Genomic DNA, 16,275 nt, shown 5'->3' on the forward strand with positions numbered 1-16,275 from the left:
CGGTCGTCCCCCGCTCAGGCAACCCGCTCACCGGCCTCGTGCGCGCGCTCGTGCTCGGGTGCCCACGCCGCCGTGTGGACGACGTTGTCCAGTTCCGCGCCGCGCGCGAACCGGTGCAGCTGCCGCCGCAGGAAGTCCACGCTGAGTTGTGGGAACGCGTCGGTGAAGGCCGCCACGTGCGGAGTGATCAGGACGCCGGGCAGGTCCCACAGGGGATGGCCCTCGGGCAGCGGCTCGGGATCGGTCACGTCCAGGGCGAGCCGCAGCCGGCCGCCGCGCACCTCGCGGACCGCGGCGGCGGTGTCCAGCAGTTCCCCGCGGGCGACGTTCACCAGCAGGGCGCCGTCCTTCAGCAGCGCCAGCTGTGCCGCGCCGAACATGCCGCGCGTGGCCTCGGTCAGCGGGGCGCACAGCACCACGGCGTCTGCCGTGGGCAGCAGCGCGGGCAGTTGTGCCGCGCCGTGCACGCGGCCCGCGGGGGTCGTACGCGCCGTCCTGGCCACCAGGACGACCTCGCAGCCGAACGCGCCGAGCCGTGCCGCCACGGCCGCGCCCACGGCGCCGTAGCCGACCACCAGGACCCGCTTGCCGACCAGAGTGGTGCCGGTGACCGGGTGCCGTTCCCCGGCCGCCGGCCGGCGCGTGTAGTGGCCGAGGCCGCGGGCGAGGGCCAGCAGCAGGGTGACGGCCAGTTCCGCGGTGGGCTCGCCCTGCACTCCGCGGGCGGTCGCCAGCCGGGCCCCGGCCGGCAGCAGGTCGAGCAGCGGCACCATGTGGTCATACCCGGAGCTGAGGAGCTGGACCACCTCGACGTTGACCGCCCGCGGCAGCAGACGGGCGAAGACGCGTTCCGACCCGGTCGCGGGGGGTCCGACCAGGAAGCTCACCTCACGCGGGTCGCCGGGCAGCGAGGCGGAACCGTCCCAGTAGCGGTAGGAGAGCCCGTCCGGCAGGCGGGGAACCCGTTCCGGTCGGTACGGGAGCCACACCGTCTTGCCGTCGTTCATCGTGCCTCAGCCTCTTCCGCGTCCCGCCGCGCCGCACGGGCGCGGAACCCTCCGGTCACGTCCGTGAGAACACGTGTGCATGTACTCATTTCGCCAACGTGTGCAAGTCGGCCGAAAGTTCACGTGAGGTACGGCACATCACTTGTCGGACCCCGCGTGAACCCCGCCGCCGGGCCGCCGCGTCTACCCACCGGGGGGAACGTGGGTGCACTCACCCACGAGGACATCGCCCACGAGGAAACGACGTGAACCGAACAGCGCCCGGACGGCGAACCCCCGCCGCCGGCCTCTCCGCCCTGCGGGCCGCCGTCGCGGGCCCGGTGCTCACACCCGACGACGCGGCCTACGCGACCGAGTGCACCGGCCACAGCCTGCTGCACGTGTCCCGGCCGTCGGTCGTCGTCTGCGCGACGCGCACCGAGGACGTGGTCGCCGCCGTACGGTTCGCGGCGCGGCACGGCATGCCCGTCGCGGTGCGCAACGCCGGGCACCAGACGGTCCTCCCGGAGACCGGCGACTGGCTGCTGATCACCCTGCGCCGCATGCCCGACGTCGTCGTGGACGCCGGGCGCCGCACCGTCACCGTGGGCCCCGGCGCCCGCTGGGACCACGTCCTGCCCGAGACGGGCCGCCACGGGCTCGCGCCCGCCTGCGGTTCGGCCCCGGGCGTCGGGGTGATCGGCTACACCCTGGGCGGCGGGATCGGCCCGCTGCTGAGCCGCAGGTACGGGTACGCCGCCGACCACGTGCGCCGGATGGAGGTCGTCACGGCGGACGGCACCGTCCGGGAGGTCACGCCGGAAGGCGAACCGGACCTCTTCTGGGCGCTGCTGGGCTGCAAGGGCAACTTCGGCGTGGTGACCCGCATGGAGTTCGGTGTCTTCCCCGTGCGCCGCTTCTTCGGCGGCGGCCTCTGGTTCCGCGGCGAGGACATGGCCGACGTGCTGGATGTGTGGCGGAGCGGGCTCGCAGGGCTGGACGAGCGCACCACGACCTCCGTCGCCGTGCAGCGCCTGCCCCCGCTGCCCGACCTGCCGCCCGCGCTGCGCGGCGCGTTCGTCCTGCACGTGCGCGTCGGGCATCTCGGACCGGCCGCCGAGGGCGAGCACCTGGCCGCCCTGCTGCGGGCCGCGGCGCCGCTCCTGCGGGACACCCTCGCGGAGCGGCCGTACGAGGAGGTGGGCGACATACATGTGGATCCCGTGCGGGCCGCGTACATGACGGAGACCACCGTGGGACTGCGGGAGCTGACCTCCGACACCCTCGCCGCGTACGCGGAACTCACCGGCCCGGACTCCGGCTGCCCGCTCAGCACCGTGGAGATACGCGCCCTGGGCGGCGCTCTGGACCGGGAGCCGCCGGTCCCCAACTCGGTGCCGTCACGGGGCATTCCGTTCGTGACGTTCGCCGTGGGCGTGGCCGGGCCGTCCGGGGCTGGACGGATGACCGGGCATCTCGCCGCGTACGCCCAGGGGATGGCCGCTTGGGGGGACGACCGGAGCATCATGAACTTCCTGTCCCCCCACGCGGCCCGCGAGGAGACGGACATGCGCAGGCTGTTCGGCGGACGGCGCTGCGACCGGCTGGCGGCGGTCAAACGCCGCTACGACCCGGGGAACATGTTCCGCCTCAACCACAACGTCCGGCCCGCGTAAGACCTGCGAGCGGAAGTGGGCCCCGGCCGGCGGCTCGCCCACTTCCGCTCGCGGCTCTGAGCCGGGGGCCCGCCGGCCGCGAGGCGGCTCCCGGCCGGGGCGCGGGCCGTGCCCGAGCCGGGTTCACCTCGCTCCGGGCCGCACCGGCTGCGACTCGGCACCAAGAGCTGCGCCGGCTCCAGCTGCAGGATCCGAGCCGGCTCCGGCACCAGGGCCCGCGCCTGCTCGGGCCGCTCAGCCCTCCGCGCGCCGCGGCAGCCGCCAGTTGGGCCGCGGGAAGTGGCAGGTGTAGCCGTCCGGGTAGCGCTGGAGGTAGTCCTGGTGCTCCGGCTCGGCCTCCCAGAAGGGGCCTGCGGGCACGACCTCGGTCACCACCGGTCCGGGCCACAGCCCCGACGCGTTCACGTCGGCGATGGTGTCCTCGGCGATCCGCCGCTGCTCGTCGTCCAGGTAGAAGATGGCGGAGCGGTAGCTGTCGCCGATGTCGTTGCCCTGGCGGTTCTTTGTGGTCGGGTCGTGGATCTGGAAGAAGAACTCCAGGAGCGTGCGGTAGTCGGTCGCGGCCGGATCGAAGGTGATCTCGATCGACTCAGCGTGGCCGTCGTGGCGGCGGTAGGTCGGGTTCGCCAGCTCGCCCCCGCTGTATCCGACACGTGTGCCGAGCACGCCCGGGAGGTTCCGGATCAGCTCCTGCATGCCCCAGAAGCAGCCTCCGGCCAGCAGGGCCCTCTCCTCGACGTCTGTCATGACATCTCGCCTTTCTTTCCGCATCTCTTCTTGTCGAACAGCCTCGCACATGGCCCCCGTCCGCTCACACCGCCGACGGATCGGTGCGGTGACGTGGGCGGGGTGTGGGCGTCGGACCTCCCTCCCGAGATCCCCTTCCACTCAACATCACCTCTTCAAATGGTGACGACATCATGTCAGACGATGGCGTCACCAGTCAAGGTGGTGACTTAGCGGCTCCCCGGCACGGCCCCGCTGTCGCCGTTGCGACATGTCCCACCTGTGCCAGGGCAGGCCGGTGACAGCCGCCTCACAGCCATCGGATTCTGTCCAGCGCGTGAACTCCGCTCCGCCCACGAGGGAAGGCATGGCACTGATGAGACAGATCCGCCTGATGGCGGCGACCGCCGCGGGCTTCGCCCTGGCCGCAGGCGCCGTGACGCCGGTGACGGCCGCGCCCGGCCCGCGGCCGGCGGCCGCACCACGGGCGCACCCGGAAGCCGCGTCCGCGAACAGCGCGGCCACGGTCCGCCTGGTCACGGGTGACACCGTCACCGTGGCGAGAGGACCGGACGGCCACCAGAACGCCACCGTGCGGCCGGGCCCCGGGCGCGAGGGCATCGTCTTCCAGACGTTCGAACAGGACGGTCACATCTCGGTGTTGCCGTCCGACGCCCAGCCCCTCGTCATGGCGGGACGGCTGGACAGGTCCCTGTTCGACGTCACCGCCCTCCTCGCGCAGAAGTACGACACCGCACACACCTCCGCCCTCCCCCTCCTGGTCAGCGCCTCCGGCGGCGCGGCGGCACCGGCCGAACGCAGACTCGCCGCCTTCGCCGAGAAATCAGCGAAGGCGGCGAAGCCGGGAACGTCGGAGCCGGGAACGTCGAAGCCGGGGACGTCGGAGCCGGCGGACACCGGGAAGTCCGCGGGCTCCGAGGGCTCCACGGACTCCCCGCCGCCTGCCCCCACCCGCACCCGCACCCTCGCCAGCATCCACGCCCGCGCCCTGCGCGTCGCCCAGAGCGACCTGGGCCGCTTCTGGGAGCAACTGGCCCCGGCGGGCGGGACGTCGAGGACCTCCTCCGCGCTCACCGCCGTCCCCCGCGTGTGGCTGGACGGCCGGGTGCACGCCGTACTCGACCGCAGCACCGCCCAGATCAACGCGCCGGCCGTCTGGCAGAAGGGCGACCGCGGCGACGGCGTGAAGGTGGCCGTGCTCGACACCGGCGCGGACCGGTCCCACCCCGACCTGGCCGGTCGGATCACCAAGGCCGAGGACTTCTCCGGCAGTTCGGGCACCGGCGACGTCTTCGGGCACGGTACACACGTCGCCTCGATCGTCGGCGGGAGCGGCGCGGCCTCCGGCGGCACCCGCAAGGGCGTCGCGCCCGCGGCCGACCTGCTCATCGGCAAGGTCCTCGGGGACGACGGGTTCGGCACCGAGTCCCAGGTGATCGCCGGCATGGAGTGGGCCGCCGCGCAGGGCGCCAAGGTCGTCAACATGAGCCTCGGATCGGACGAGGCCAGTGACGGCACGGACGCGATGAGCCTGGCGCTGAACGAACTGAGCCGCACCACCGGCACGTTGTTCGTGGCCGCTGCGGGCAACAGCGGCCAGAACGGCGAGATCACCGTGGGCTCCCCCGGCGCCGCCGACGCCGCCCTCACCGTCGGCGCCGTGGACCGCGACGACTCGCTGGCCGGCTTCTCCAGCCGCGGCCCCCGGGCCGGTGACGGCGCCGTCAAACCGGACGTGACCGCGCCCGGCGTCGGCATCGTGGCGGCCCGCGCGTCGGGCACCACCATGGGCGACCCGGTGGACCGGTACTACACGGCCGCCTCCGGTACCTCGATGGCCACCCCGCACGTGGCCGGTGCCGCCGCCCTCGTCGCCCAGCGGCACCCCGGCTGGACCGGCACACAGATCAAGGACGCCCTGGTCAGCACCGCCCGCACCATCGAGGGGCAGAAGACCACCGAACAGGGCGGCGGACGCATCGACGCCGCCGCGGCGGCCCTGGGAGCCGTCACCGCCACGGGCGGTCTCAGCCTCGGCTCCTTCCAGCCCGGGGACGGCCCGCGCACCACCACCCTGCACTACACCAACAGCTCCGGTACGGACGTCACCCTCACCCTCGCCGCGCACCTGACCGACGTCCACGGCCGGGCCGTACCGCCCCCCGCGCTCGGTCTGGCGTCCTCGGTACGCGTGCCCGCGCACGCCACCGCCGACGTCCCCCTGACCGTGCGCCCCGCGCAGGTCCCCCGGGGCACGTACTACGGCTACGTCACCGCCACCGCGGCCGGCGCCTCCGCCCCCGCCGTCCACACCACCCTCGACCTCGCCGTGCACGGCCCCGTGCACCGGCTCACGGTGGTGTCGTACGACGAGAAGGGCGACCGCGTCCCCCTCCAGCCGGTCATCTGGGGCCCCGGCGGCTTCGTCCCGTACACCGACTTCGAGCACGCCGTCACCGAGGTGGAGGAAGGCACGTACCAGGTCAGTGAGACCTTCACGGTCCGCGCGCGCGACGGCGAGGAGATGCGCGCGGTGGTGCTCCCCGAGGTGAAGGTCACCAAGGACACCACCGTCACCGTGGACGCCCGCGCGACCACGCCCGTGCGGATCCGCACCCCCAGGCCCGCCGAGCAGCGCGGCGCGATCAGCTTCCAGACGTACCGCGAGATCGACGGCCGCAGCCTCACCCAGGGCACGATGTACTTCGACATCGCCAAGCGCGTCTACGTCAGCCCCGCTCCCCCGGTCCAGGACGGCACGTTCGAGTTCTCCTCGCGCTGGCAGCTCGTCGCCCCGCTCCTGGAGGCACGCGCCGCCGGGATGCCCGGCACGCTGGACGCCTACTACATGCCCGCCTCCCCGCTGTTCGACGAGCGCGGCGCCGCCCTGACCGCGGTGGACGCCGGGGACGCGGCGGCCCCCGCGTTCGGCCGGGCCCGGGGCCGGATCGCCGTCCTCACCAACACCACGGGCGCGAGTGAACCCACCGTCATCGCGCAGGCCGCGGCGGCGGGCGCCAAGGCCGTCCTCCTGGTCGACTCCTCGGACATCGCCTGGACCCGCTGGCGGCCGGACGGCGACCGCTGGGCCGTGCCCACCGTCCGCATCGGCGCCACCGCCGGGGCCCGGCTGCTGGGGCTCATCCACCGGCACACCGAACGGATGACCTTCCACGGCACCGCCCGCAGCCCGTACCTGTACGACGTCGTGCAGGTCAGCGAGCAGGGCATCCCGCGCCACGTCGTGCACACCGTCTCCGACCGCACCAGCGCGGCCGTCCGCACCACCTACGCGGACACCGGCGGCACCGGCTGGATCTCCGAACAGCGCTTCGCCCGGCGCCCGTACCAGCGGACGGCCTGGAACCAGTACAACCGCTACGTGCCCACCGGCTTCACCCGCACCGAGTACGTCAGCGCCGGTGACACCGTCTGGCAGCACCTGGTGCACCACACCACCGCCTTCGACCCGGACCAGACGCTTGCGGTGGGCCTGCGGGACGATCCGCGCACCTACCGGGCGGGCACCCGGTCCACGGAGACCTGGCAGGGCGCCGTGGTCCGCCCCTCGATCCCGGCCGGCACCACGACTCCGACGGTCCGCACCGGCGACGTACTGCACCTGTGGATCCCCGAGTTCACGGACTCCCAGCCCGGTCACTGGTCGCGGCTGGTGGACGGCGGCGGAGACATCGGCGGCCTCTCCGGCACCCGGCAGGCAGCGGCGGGTGACACCGCCACGGCGGTGCTGTACCGGAACGGGAAGAAGTACGCCGACCTGGGCACCGCCTGGGTGGACGCCGAAGTCCCCGCCGACCGGGCCGACTACCGCCTGGACATGACCACCTCGCGCACCTCCTCCGCCTGGCGCTACGCCACCGCCACCAGCACCTCGTGGTCGTTCCGCTCGCGCCACACCGAGCAGGCCGTCCCGCTCTCCCTGCTGCAACTCGACTACGACGTCCCGGTCGACGCGCGGAACACGGTCACGGGCCCGGGGCCGTACGACGTCGGTGTCACCGTCCGCGCCCCGGACGGTGCCCCCGCCCCGCGCGGTGTCACCGTCCGGGTCGAGACCTCGAACGACGACGGACACACCTGGCGCACGGCCCGTCCCGGCCACCGCACCGGCAACACCTTCCGGGCCGGCGTCGCCCCGGCCGGGGGCCACGGCACCTCGTACGTCACCCTCCGCGTCACGGCCGAGGACGCCTCGGGCAACCGCGTCCAGCAGACCGTCCGACGCGCCTGGGCCGAGCACCGGTAGGCGTTCAGGCACAGTCCGGTGAACGGAAGGGCGAGCGGTGATCCGGCCGCTCGCCCTTCCGTCCCCGTTCGCCCCTCTTCACGACGATCATCCCGCTCCCCCCTTGCCTTACAGTCTTCAACCAGCGCCCACGGCAAGCGGGGAGGACGTGCGGGATGCTGGAAGCCGCTGGAGTCTCACAAGTGCAGGAATCCGTCTACCGCCTGCTCGTCATGTCCGGCCGGGCCACGGTCGACGACATCGCCCGGCGCACCGCGCTGCCGCACACCGAGAGCGCGCGGATCCTCGACACGCTGGTCGAGTCAGGGCTGGCCGTCCCCACCGACGGCTCCCCCCGGCTGTACCGGGCCGTACCGCCGGACGTGGCGCTGCTCCCGCGCATCAAGAAGAACGCGGAGGCCCTCGACCTCGCCCGGACGGAGGCCGCCCGCCTGATCGAGACACACCGTGACACCGTACGCCGCCACGACGCCGGGCAACTGCTCGAAGTCATCACCGGCGCCGAGGCGCTGCGCCAGCACCTGAGACAGATCCAGACCAACACGCGCACGGAGATGCTCTGGTTCTGCAAGGCCCAGTACGTGGCCATGCCGTCCGGCAGCAACGCGGAGGAGTACGAGGCCCTGGCCCGGGGCGTGCGCTACCGCGTCCTGTACGAGCAGGCCTTCTTCGACGACGAGGGCGCCGTGGACAACGTTGCCATGGGGATGCGGGCGGGTGAGGAAGCACGCTCCTTCCCCACTCTCCCGCTGCGCCTGGCCATCGCCGACCGTTCGGTCGCTCTCTTCCCTCTCGTCCCCGGCGGCCCCCACGGCAGTCCCGACGAGCCGACCACCGCACTGGTGCGTGACAGCAATCTGCTCAGCGCCCTCGTCGCCCTGTTCGAAAGCTACTGGGAGAACGCGGTCCCCCTGCACCTGACGGACACCGACGACTCCTCGCCCGTCCCGGGCGCCGAGGACGCGGACACCCGCGCCCGGCTGTCGCCGACCGACAGCAAGCTGCTGTCCCTGCTCGTCGCGGGAGTGGCCGACAAGGCGATCGCCTCGCACCTGGGGCTGAGCCGCAGAACCGTCCAGCGCCGCATCCAGGGCCTGATGGAACGTGCCGGTGCGGAGACGCGGATGCAGCTCGCCTGGCAGGCCGCACGGCGCCAGTGGCTGTAAAACACATATCTCCCCGGACGGTCCGCCCAGCCTCTGAGCAGCGGAAAGAGTCCGCCCAAAGGAGCACCGACCGTACGGACTTGACATCCATGTGGTGAAACGTGTGTTGTGGCCACGATCGGCCGCCCCCACACGACCAGGCCACCACAACTCACACCTGGATCCACGTCACCGATTCCCGGGTGTGAGTTGCCACCAGAAATGGAAACCTCCCATGTCAAGAGCCCGCCATTTCGCGCTGGGGTCAGTGCTGAGCACGACCGCGGCCGTGCTCATCGTCTCCGCCGGCAGCACCTTCAGCGCGTACGCGGCGAGCCCGCAGTCCTCCGTCACTCAGCAGGGCGCTTTTCACCCCAACCCGAACGCGGCCGGCAGCCGGGTGGACTCCCCCTGCCAGTTCTCCGTGAACGGCCACGACTGGCTGCCGAGCAGCGAGGCGCGCACGCTCAGCCTCGCCTCCGGCGTCGACGGCAAGCTGCACATCGGCGTCCGGGCGGGCAAGTGGGACGACTGCACGGTCTCCCTCGCCGCCTACCTGACCCACGGTCCGACCTGGCAGACCTCCGGCAAGCAGGAGTTCCTCGACTTCGACACCGTCAAGGTCTCGCACGGGGCGACCGCTCAGCTGGCCATCACGGCGCCCGGCAAGGACTGCTTCACCCAGATCGACCTCTACCGCGGCGACGTCAAGCACGACGGAAAGACCGCGGATCTGCCGGAGGGCCCCGACCACCCGGTGTTCACCGGCAACCTCATCGCCGCCTGGCAGGGCGGGAGCAAGGTGTGCCAGGTCCCGGAGACTCCCTCCACGCCGCCCACCGCCCCCTCCCCCTCGACCTCGACCCCGCCCGCCGAGTCGACGCCGCCGGCCGAGACGGCCCCGCCCGCGACTCCGACCCCCACCGCGTCCCAGCCCTCGGCTCCGGGCACCCCCAACCCCTCGGCCTCGGCGCCGTCCACCCCGCCCGCCTCCTCGACCACGTCCCCGGCCGCGGCCGTACCGGTCACCGCCCGGCCGAGCCGGCCGGGTGACTCATCCACGCCCCTCGCCGAGACGGGCAGCAGCAACACCGTGCCGCTCACGGTGGGAGCGGCGGCTCTGGTGGCGGTGGGCGCCGGTGCCTTCGTGGTCGCACGGCGGCGGCGGACAGCTCAGAAGGACTGACGAGACACACGTTTCCGCAGCCAGGCGAAGTCTCGTGTGAATCGTGGTTCCGACTTACCATGGTGAACGGCAAAGGCGGAACCGGGCTGCGGCCGAAACGTTCCCGCCCGAGCGGGCCCGCCACAGGCAAGGTTGGCTGGGTCTCGGCTTAGACGAAGGAAAGTACATGGCAAGCGGCACCGTGAAGTGGTTCAACTCCGAAAAGGGCTTCGGCTTCATCGCCCAGGACGGTGGACCTGACGTCTTCGCGCACTACTCCAACATCGCGGGCAACGGCTACCGCGAGCTGGTCGAGGGCGAGCACGTCACTTTTGACGTCACCCAGGGCCAGAAGGGCCCGCAGGCAGAGAACATCGTCCGCGGCTGACCGTTCGCGCGCACCGGGCTCTGTCCCGCAGAATCGTTCTGAGCGAAGAATCGAACAGATCGAACAAGCTGCGGGACATTGACCAGACAGCAGGAAAGGCGTCCTGCGGATCGCACCTCATGTACGTCACGTCAATGAGGGACGATCCGCAGGACGCCTTCTGTTTCCGGCGTGATGCCGTTTCCGGGACGGTCCGCTTGCCTGTCAGCCTGCTTGCCCGACGTGCTTGCCAGACGGTGTGATTTTTCGGAGGGGCGGCCTGCCCCTGGACGGCCTGCTTGCCCGGAGGGCCGGGCCGGACGGGCTCGCCGGACGGCCCGCTTCCCCCGCGGGGTCGGCCTCTTCCCGGCCGGTCCGTTCTCCGGCCGTGCGGATGAGGATCAGGCGCAGGCTCAGGATCAGGTCGCGCGGCGGAGCGGAACGACGACCCGCTCCCCCAGCCGGCCCGGAACGATCCGGTAGTACTTGATGTGACCGATCTTCTCGGTCTCCTCCAGCCACCCCAGACCGATCACCTGCTTCCGCGTCCGCGAGAACACGGGCGGCGCCATCCCCACCAGCTGGGCCAGCTGCGCCGCGGTCTCCAGTACGGCACCGGAGCGGTCCGTCGGGTGCAGGGCGTACAGCATGACGACGAGACGCTGGTTGGCGGTCATGCCGGCCGTTGCCTCAAGCAGCTTGAGGTTCTGCTGCTTGTCGTCACTGGTCACTTTGCCTCCCACCGTGCTGGAGTGTTCTCGTCGAAGCCCGGGATGTCCGGCGGATTGCACGTCCTCACCGCTTCACGCTGCTCCAGCCCTGTTCCATGGAAGGCAATGTACGGGCTGATGCGGTAGAAGTTGTAGTTGCCGATGCGTCCTCGGACGATCAGAACCCGATGCTTGGCCAGCTTTCTGTTGATCTTCCCGACCGCGTCCGTCGACATCCCCACCCGCTTGGCGATGTCCGCTCCCGTGGCCCTCAGTGGTTCCATACCCTCGGGTGACACCCCGATCCACCACAGAACCAGGAACTTCTGACTGGGCGTGAAGGCCTTTGACTCGGTGATGGCCTCCACCCGCGCCTTGTCCACTTGCGTATGCCTGCCGGAGAAGGCATAAGGCGCATAAGGGACCGGCTCGCCGGTGTCGGCGTCGACCAGTCTGCGTACTGCTCCCAACAGGCCCTCCATGCGTGGGGCATTGATGCGCTGTTCATCCAGGGCGACCCGCAGGCCGACCATATGAACCTAACGTACATGAGCAAGGAGTCAATCAACTCCGCTCGTCGACCGTGTCGCTTGTCCTCCACACAGGGCATCGCCGGTCCACCCCATGGCTCTCGCCCGACCGAGACATGTACGTGACGTCAATCTGCCGCTGTTCTGGAACAGCGGTGCCCAGTTTCCTCAGACGTACTGGCGGTTCCTGGGAACCGAGTGACAGATCGACGGACAGCGGTCACAGATCATGGAATCTTGGTGATCAGTCCGAGGGAACCGGGTGCCCGGTTCCGTCAGCCGCCCATGGCGATCGGCGGAACTGCCTGCCAGTTCCGCCGATCTTGGTTCGGTCGGGCATGTGCGCAGGTCAGAGGCGGTTTGGTCAGAGTGCGCTCTCTTACTTCGTCCAACCCGCCGTGGGCCCTCCGCCTGCCTGCCCTCTCCGACACTGACGCGGACCCCACTGTTCCTGTACCACGGAAAGTCAGCCACTACGCGCTCGCGGCCGACGACTCAGGCGCGCGTATGCCTCCGGCGACCCCCACCCGGCTCAGCCACGCCTTGGGAAGAACTCGCCCTGACGGTCCCGCACCGGACGACGTACCCAGGCCCCGGTGACGTCAGGCCCTGTGGGCGCTTCGAGGAGAGCCCCTTCCCGTGAGCCCCTCCCCGTCCTCGCCCGAGAGTCACTCACTGAGAGCTGTGGCCTCCCCGCCCCTCCCCTCCTCTATTACGCCGTAATAAGGCCGTCCCCCTATTACGGCGTAATAGGGGGACGGCCGGTGGTGACGGTGTGGGTTGTCAGCGGGTGCTGCTGGGAGACTCCAGCCGTTCCTGCTGATGCTTGTTCAGGATGACCAGCATCCGGTCGAACTCCGTGACGCTCATCTTGCGGATGAGGTGCATGGCGAGGAAGGCGCCGTTGTCGTAAGGCAGTCGGCGGCCCGCGGAGCCGCCCGCGTCGGCGAGGTCCTGATCGGCGACGGGTGCGCGGTTCGACCGGGGCTCAGGGACGGTCTCGGGAGCGGGCGTGGACCGGACGGCCGCCGGTGCGGTGGACTCCCGGGGTGCCCTGGAGTTCACCGACTGGTTCCGCTCTACGGACTCGGCTCGCCCGTCCTGATCGAGGAATTCCGCTAGCTCCTCCTCGGCCGGTTCCGGCTCTCCCGGCCCAAGGCCCAGCCGGTCAGTCGCCGTGACCGGTGCAGCCGCTCCGACCTCATCCTGCTCGTCGAAGTCCTCCGGCTCCTCAGCCTCGTACCGCTCCGGCTCCTCGTCCGTCTCCCCGGCAGCGGCAGCGGCGGGGGCCACAGGGGGCGGCGAGGCCATCGCTGCGGCTGCTGCCGTCTTGCGGTCCGCTTCCTTGCGGAGCCGCTCCGCCTTCAGCTCCTCCAGGGCGGCCTCCTGCCGCTCCTGAGGTTCCTTGGCCACGGCTCGGAGCAGTTCGACGGGCTCCGAGCCGACCGCCGCCTGAAGCTGCGGGGACAGGTTCAGCAGGGCGAGGCGCTGTGACACCCAGCCCTGGGACTTGCGCAGCCGCTTGGCGAGCTTGACCTGCGAACCGTGGATGACGAGGAGCCGTTGCAGGGCGCGGGCCTCGTCGAGGGGATCCAGGTCGTTGCGGTGGATGTTGGCGACGAGTGCGGATTCCAGGATGGCGTCACCGTCGCTCCCCTGCTCGTCGTCGACCATCACATGGAGATGGGTGAGGCCGGCCTCCCGCGCCGCGGCGAGGCGGCTGCTGCCGTCGACGACGACATGCGTCGTGTCGGGGTCCAGGTCCTTCTCGCGGTCCGGGTTCGCCTTCAGGTAGGCATCGCGGTTCATGACCGTGATGGCCTGCTTCTGACCGTGCTCCCTGAGACTGCCCGCGAGTTCGGTCAGATCACCGAGGGTGGTGCGGGGGTTCTCGGGGTTGGGGCTGATGCGGGCGACGGGCAGGCGGGTGGGCGGGGCGACCCCTTCCGTGGGGACGCCGGTGGCGGCACCGATCGCGGCACGTCGGGCGCTGACCGGCCGGGCACTTCCTCCGAAGCGCCCCGCTCCGAGCTGATCGGCCTTGCTCATGAGATCTCCCGGGCCAGGGCCCGCATGCCGATGGCCTGCTGCGAAGACGGGGCGTAACTGAGCAGGGGCTGCTTCATGCGCACTGCTTCCTTCTGTTCCTTCAGGTCGCTGATGAGACCGACGACCCGCGGATCCTTTATGTCGATCCAGCCCTGGAGGGAGGAGGTGGCGATGTAGCCACGGCGGCCGTCGTAGAGGTTGACGACGATCCCCAGGTAGTCGATGTCGAGACCGAGGTCGTTGCGGAGGTCCTCGATCTGGTTGGTCAGCAGGTCGTAGGCGTCGGCGGAACTGTCCTCCGCCTGGACGACGATGAGGGCACCGGACTGGCCCGGACGCTCGCCGTCGCGGCGGCGCCCGTAGTAGGCCGCCGCGTCCATGCTGAGCCCGAGGCTCGGCGGGCAGTCGACGAGGATCACGTCGTAATCGGCTTCCAGCGGAGTGAGCGCACGCTCGAGGGCGGCCTCGCGGGCGCGCACGGCGGAGAGCCTGACGTCCAGCAGGAAGGCGTCGTGGCAGGCGGGCAGCAGGTGCAGCCGGCCACCGAAGTGGTCCTCGTCGATGGAGACGATCAGGTCCCGCAGCTCGCCCTTGGGATCCCCGGCCATGTGGTTGGTGAGGCTGTCACCGTTCATCGGCAGGGGCGCTGCCCCCAGTTGGTTGGTGAGGTGGCACTGGGGGTCGAAGTCCACCAGCAGGACACGGAGGCCGCGGCCGGGGAGCTTCTCGATGTCGAGCGGGTCGCCCGCACTGTCGCCCGGGCCCCCGTCCTCGTCGCCGGCCCGGAGAGCGGTGGACAGGGCCTTGGCGACCCGTACCGGATACAGGCGGTTGGAGTCCTCTGACAGGGCCTCACCCACACCGGCGGTGATGGCCGTCTTGCCCACCCCGCCCTTCTGGTTGCAGACGACGATGCGGCGGGTGATGTCCGGACGCTGCACATCGGGAGCCGGATTGGTGTCGAGCCAGAGCTGAACGGACTGGGCGAGTCCCTGGATGAGGGAGACGCGGCGGTCCTCCGCGATGCCCCGGAACTCCTCCCACTGCCCGGGAGGAAGGAAGGTGGAGAAGGACTCGGCTCCGGCGGTGTCGACCGAGGCGGTCGCCGAGGCAAGGCCGCACCAGACGGCGATGCCCTGCTCGACAGCGGTCTGGATCTCGATACCGAGCTGCGCGGTTCTTACCTTGAGGTTCTGCCGGAGCCATCCCGGCAGTTTGGAGACGACCTTCGCTCGGTCGTTCGAGGTGGCTGGCGTACTCATGGCGCTACCTTACTAACGCCCTTGATCAACTGCAGCATCGACACGTTAGTTAGTACGACTTGGTGATGCGTCAGGTCTCTGAACCGGGTCCCTTCCACCTATTACGGCGTAATAGGCAGACCGGTTCACAGGCTGGACGCTCCCCCCTCTGACGATCCGCTGGGCAGCGCCTTCGGCCCGAACCTATTACGGCGTAATAGGTTCGGGCTTCGCCGCCTTCAGGAACTCGGCAGCCGCGTCCAGGGCGAGACGTGCCTCATCGGTGAGCGCCACCGGTCTGGCCGTCTGCTGCTCCTGCTTGGCGAGGGCGCGGACGGCCGCGTCCAGGTACCGGTTGAGGCTCACCCGCTGGAGCGGGGTACGGCACTGCGGGAGGACGGCCTCGATCTCCTCGAACCAGTAGTCCGCGTCCTCCCCGAGCACCAGACCGTCACGCTGTTCCAGGAGCCGGCCCGCGACAGGGACGAGGAGCGCGTGCCGCTTCTCCGCTTCCTCCTGAGCCCGGCGTTCGGCGGCCTGTTCGAGGGCGAGCCGTCGCTCGGCCTCGAGTACCGCCTCCGGGGTGCGGCGGACCGGTAGGCCCGCCGGGGTCTCGTCGGTGAGGGTGGCCGCCCTGAGTCTCTTCGCCTTGTTGTACGCCGCGCTCGGGGCGCTGACCGCCAGGGCGGGCGCCACGTGCTCCCAGTGCGCTCCCGCCTCACGGGCATCGTCCACGGCTCGCACCTGGTGGAGCTCGCTCTGCTCCTTCAGGTACTCCCACAACCGGACCCGTTTCAGGGCAGCGTCCCGCCTCACCTCCAGGGACTGACCGCGCAGGGCATCGGTGTGCTTCTCGGCGTAGAGGAGCGCTCCGTACAGCTCGTCGTCGGCCGGCATGCGTTCCACATCAGGGTCCTCGGCGTTCTCATGGAGCTGCCGCAGCTCGCCGACCAGCGCGGCCGCGTCCAGAGACCCAATCCGTACGGGTGGCTTGACCAGGGGTTTTGTGGGCCTGGACGGCTTACGTGCGCGCTTCGCCATAGATGGATTGTGCCCTCTCCTCCATCGTTTCACAGAATGTGAAACGGCAGAACAGGGCCTGCTCCAGGGACCAAGCGTCCCCTCGGTGGCTATTACGGCGTAATAGCCGAGTCCCTGGCAGGGGCTCTCCGGCCCCGCAGGGACCGGAGCCGACAGGGACTCACGACAGGAAGACGAGCACAGGGACTGAAAGGTTCACCGCTCTGGGGACGTTCCGGGACGCGGAACAGGGCAGGAACGGTGTCAGGGACAGGCCTGCGGAGGGACTCAACGGGGGAGAGACCCGGGGGAAGGGGCTGAAGCAGTGCTGGTCCCTCTTGGTCCCTGCGCTTCAGTCCCTGACGTTTCCGC

12 protein-coding genes are annotated in these 16,275 nt (G+C 70.8%); 5 read left to right on the top strand and 7 right to left on the bottom strand.

Annotation, left to right across the window (positions count from 1 at the left end):
* Positions 1-14: 14 nt before the first annotated feature.
* Positions 15-1,007 carry an NAD(P)-dependent oxidoreductase gene (locus ABZ719_RS16670; protein WP_366725907.1) on the bottom strand — a complete coding sequence of 331 codons (993 nt, stop codon included), beginning with the start codon at positions 1,005-1,007 and terminating at the stop codon, positions 15-17.
* A 245-nt stretch (positions 1,008-1,252) separates the two neighbouring features.
* Here ABZ719_RS16670 and ABZ719_RS16675 point away from each other — a divergent pair, with 245 nt between their 5' ends.
* On the top strand, positions 1,253-2,662 hold the full coding sequence (locus ABZ719_RS16675) for an FAD-binding protein (protein ID WP_366725908.1): 1,410 nt from the start codon (positions 1,253-1,255) through the stop codon (positions 2,660-2,662).
* 234 nt (positions 2,663-2,896) lie between these two features.
* On the opposite strand, the gene msrA is transcribed toward ABZ719_RS16675, so the two are convergent.
* Positions 2,897-3,409: a peptide-methionine (S)-S-oxide reductase MsrA gene (gene msrA, locus ABZ719_RS16680; protein WP_366725909.1), complete on the bottom strand. Its 513-nt coding sequence runs from the start codon at positions 3,407-3,409 to the stop codon at positions 2,897-2,899.
* Between the two features lie 355 nt (positions 3,410-3,764).
* On the opposite strand from msrA, the gene ABZ719_RS16685 reads away from it, so the two are divergent.
* The 4 genes from ABZ719_RS16685 (at position 3,765) to ABZ719_RS16700 (ending at position 10,374) form a co-directional block, all read left to right on the top strand.
* Entirely contained in the window at positions 3,765-7,676 is a 3,912-nt protein-coding gene (locus ABZ719_RS16685; RefSeq protein WP_366725978.1) for a S8 family serine peptidase, read from the top strand.
* 155 nt (positions 7,677-7,831) lie between these two features.
* Positions 7,832-8,842 carry a helix-turn-helix domain-containing protein gene (locus ABZ719_RS16690; protein ID WP_366725910.1) on the top strand — a complete coding sequence of 337 codons (1,011 nt, stop codon included), beginning with the start codon at positions 7,832-7,834 and terminating at the stop codon, positions 8,840-8,842.
* A 214-nt stretch (positions 8,843-9,056) separates the two neighbouring features.
* Positions 9,057-10,007: an LAETG motif-containing sortase-dependent surface protein gene (locus ABZ719_RS16695; protein ID WP_366725911.1), complete on the top strand. Its 951-nt coding sequence runs from the start codon at positions 9,057-9,059 to the stop codon at positions 10,005-10,007.
* 166 nt (positions 10,008-10,173) lie between these two features.
* Positions 10,174-10,374 (top strand): cold-shock protein, encoded by a 201-nt coding sequence (locus tag ABZ719_RS16700; RefSeq protein WP_037863297.1) that lies wholly within the window; start codon positions 10,174-10,176, stop codon positions 10,372-10,374.
* 398 nt (positions 10,375-10,772) lie between these two features.
* On the opposite strand, the gene ABZ719_RS16705 is transcribed toward ABZ719_RS16700, so the two are convergent.
* The 5 genes from ABZ719_RS16705 to ABZ719_RS16725 form a co-directional block, all read right to left on the bottom strand.
* On the bottom strand, positions 10,773-11,084 hold the full coding sequence (locus ABZ719_RS16705; RefSeq protein ID WP_018569291.1) for a hypothetical protein: 312 nt from the start codon (positions 11,082-11,084) through the stop codon (positions 10,773-10,775).
* A complete protein-coding gene (locus ABZ719_RS16710) occupies positions 11,081-11,533 on the bottom strand; it encodes a MarR family transcriptional regulator (RefSeq protein WP_037863325.1) in 453 nt (150 codons plus the stop codon). The genes ABZ719_RS16705 and ABZ719_RS16710 overlap by 4 nt, the downstream gene beginning before the upstream one ends.
* Positions 11,534-12,376: 843 nt before the next feature.
* Positions 12,377-13,642 carry a ParB/RepB/Spo0J family partition protein gene (locus tag ABZ719_RS16715; RefSeq protein ID WP_366725912.1) on the bottom strand — a complete coding sequence of 422 codons (1,266 nt, stop codon included), beginning with the start codon at positions 13,640-13,642 and terminating at the stop codon, positions 12,377-12,379.
* Entirely contained in the window at positions 13,639-14,904 is a 1,266-nt protein-coding gene (locus tag ABZ719_RS16720; RefSeq protein ID WP_366725913.1) for a ParA family protein, read from the bottom strand. The genes ABZ719_RS16715 and ABZ719_RS16720 overlap by 4 nt, the downstream gene beginning before the upstream one ends.
* Positions 14,905-15,090: 186 nt before the next feature.
* Positions 15,091-15,924, bottom strand: a complete 834-nt coding sequence (locus ABZ719_RS16725) for a hypothetical protein (protein ID WP_366725914.1) — start codon at positions 15,922-15,924, stop codon at positions 15,091-15,093.
* Positions 15,925-16,275 lie beyond the last annotated feature (351 nt).

It is taken from the genome of Streptomyces sp. NPDC006743, assembly GCF_040703815.1.
Taxonomy (GTDB): Bacteria; Actinomycetota; Actinomycetes; order Streptomycetales; family Streptomycetaceae; genus Streptomyces.

What these genes read in the sequence shown, in the direction of transcription:
- ABZ719_RS16670 (WP_366725907.1), bottom strand. Translation starts at nt 1,007, where the DNA reads ATGAACGACGGCAAGACGGTGTGGCTCCCGTACCGACCGGAACGGGTT.
- msrA (WP_366725909.1), bottom strand. Translation starts at nt 3,409, where the DNA reads ATGACAGACGTCGAGGAGAGGGCCCTGCTGGCCGGAGGCTGCTTCTGG.
- ABZ719_RS16685 (WP_366725978.1), top strand. Translation starts at nt 3,765, where the DNA reads ATGAGACAGATCCGCCTGATGGCGGCGACCGCCGCGGGCTTCGCCCTG.
- ABZ719_RS16690 (WP_366725910.1), top strand. Translation starts at nt 7,832, where the DNA reads ATGCTGGAAGCCGCTGGAGTCTCACAAGTGCAGGAATCCGTCTACCGC.
- ABZ719_RS16695 (WP_366725911.1), top strand. Translation starts at nt 9,057, where the DNA reads ATGTCAAGAGCCCGCCATTTCGCGCTGGGGTCAGTGCTGAGCACGACC.
- ABZ719_RS16700 (WP_037863297.1), top strand. Translation starts at nt 10,174, where the DNA reads ATGGCAAGCGGCACCGTGAAGTGGTTCAACTCCGAAAAGGGCTTCGGC.
- ABZ719_RS16715 (WP_366725912.1), bottom strand. Translation starts at nt 13,642, where the DNA reads ATGAGCAAGGCCGATCAGCTCGGAGCGGGGCGCTTCGGAGGAAGTGCC.
- ABZ719_RS16720 (WP_366725913.1), bottom strand. Translation starts at nt 14,904, where the DNA reads ATGAGTACGCCAGCCACCTCGAACGACCGAGCGAAGGTCGTCTCCAAA.
- ABZ719_RS16725 (WP_366725914.1), bottom strand. Translation starts at nt 15,924, where the DNA reads ATGGCGAAGCGCGCACGTAAGCCGTCCAGGCCCACAAAACCCCTGGTC.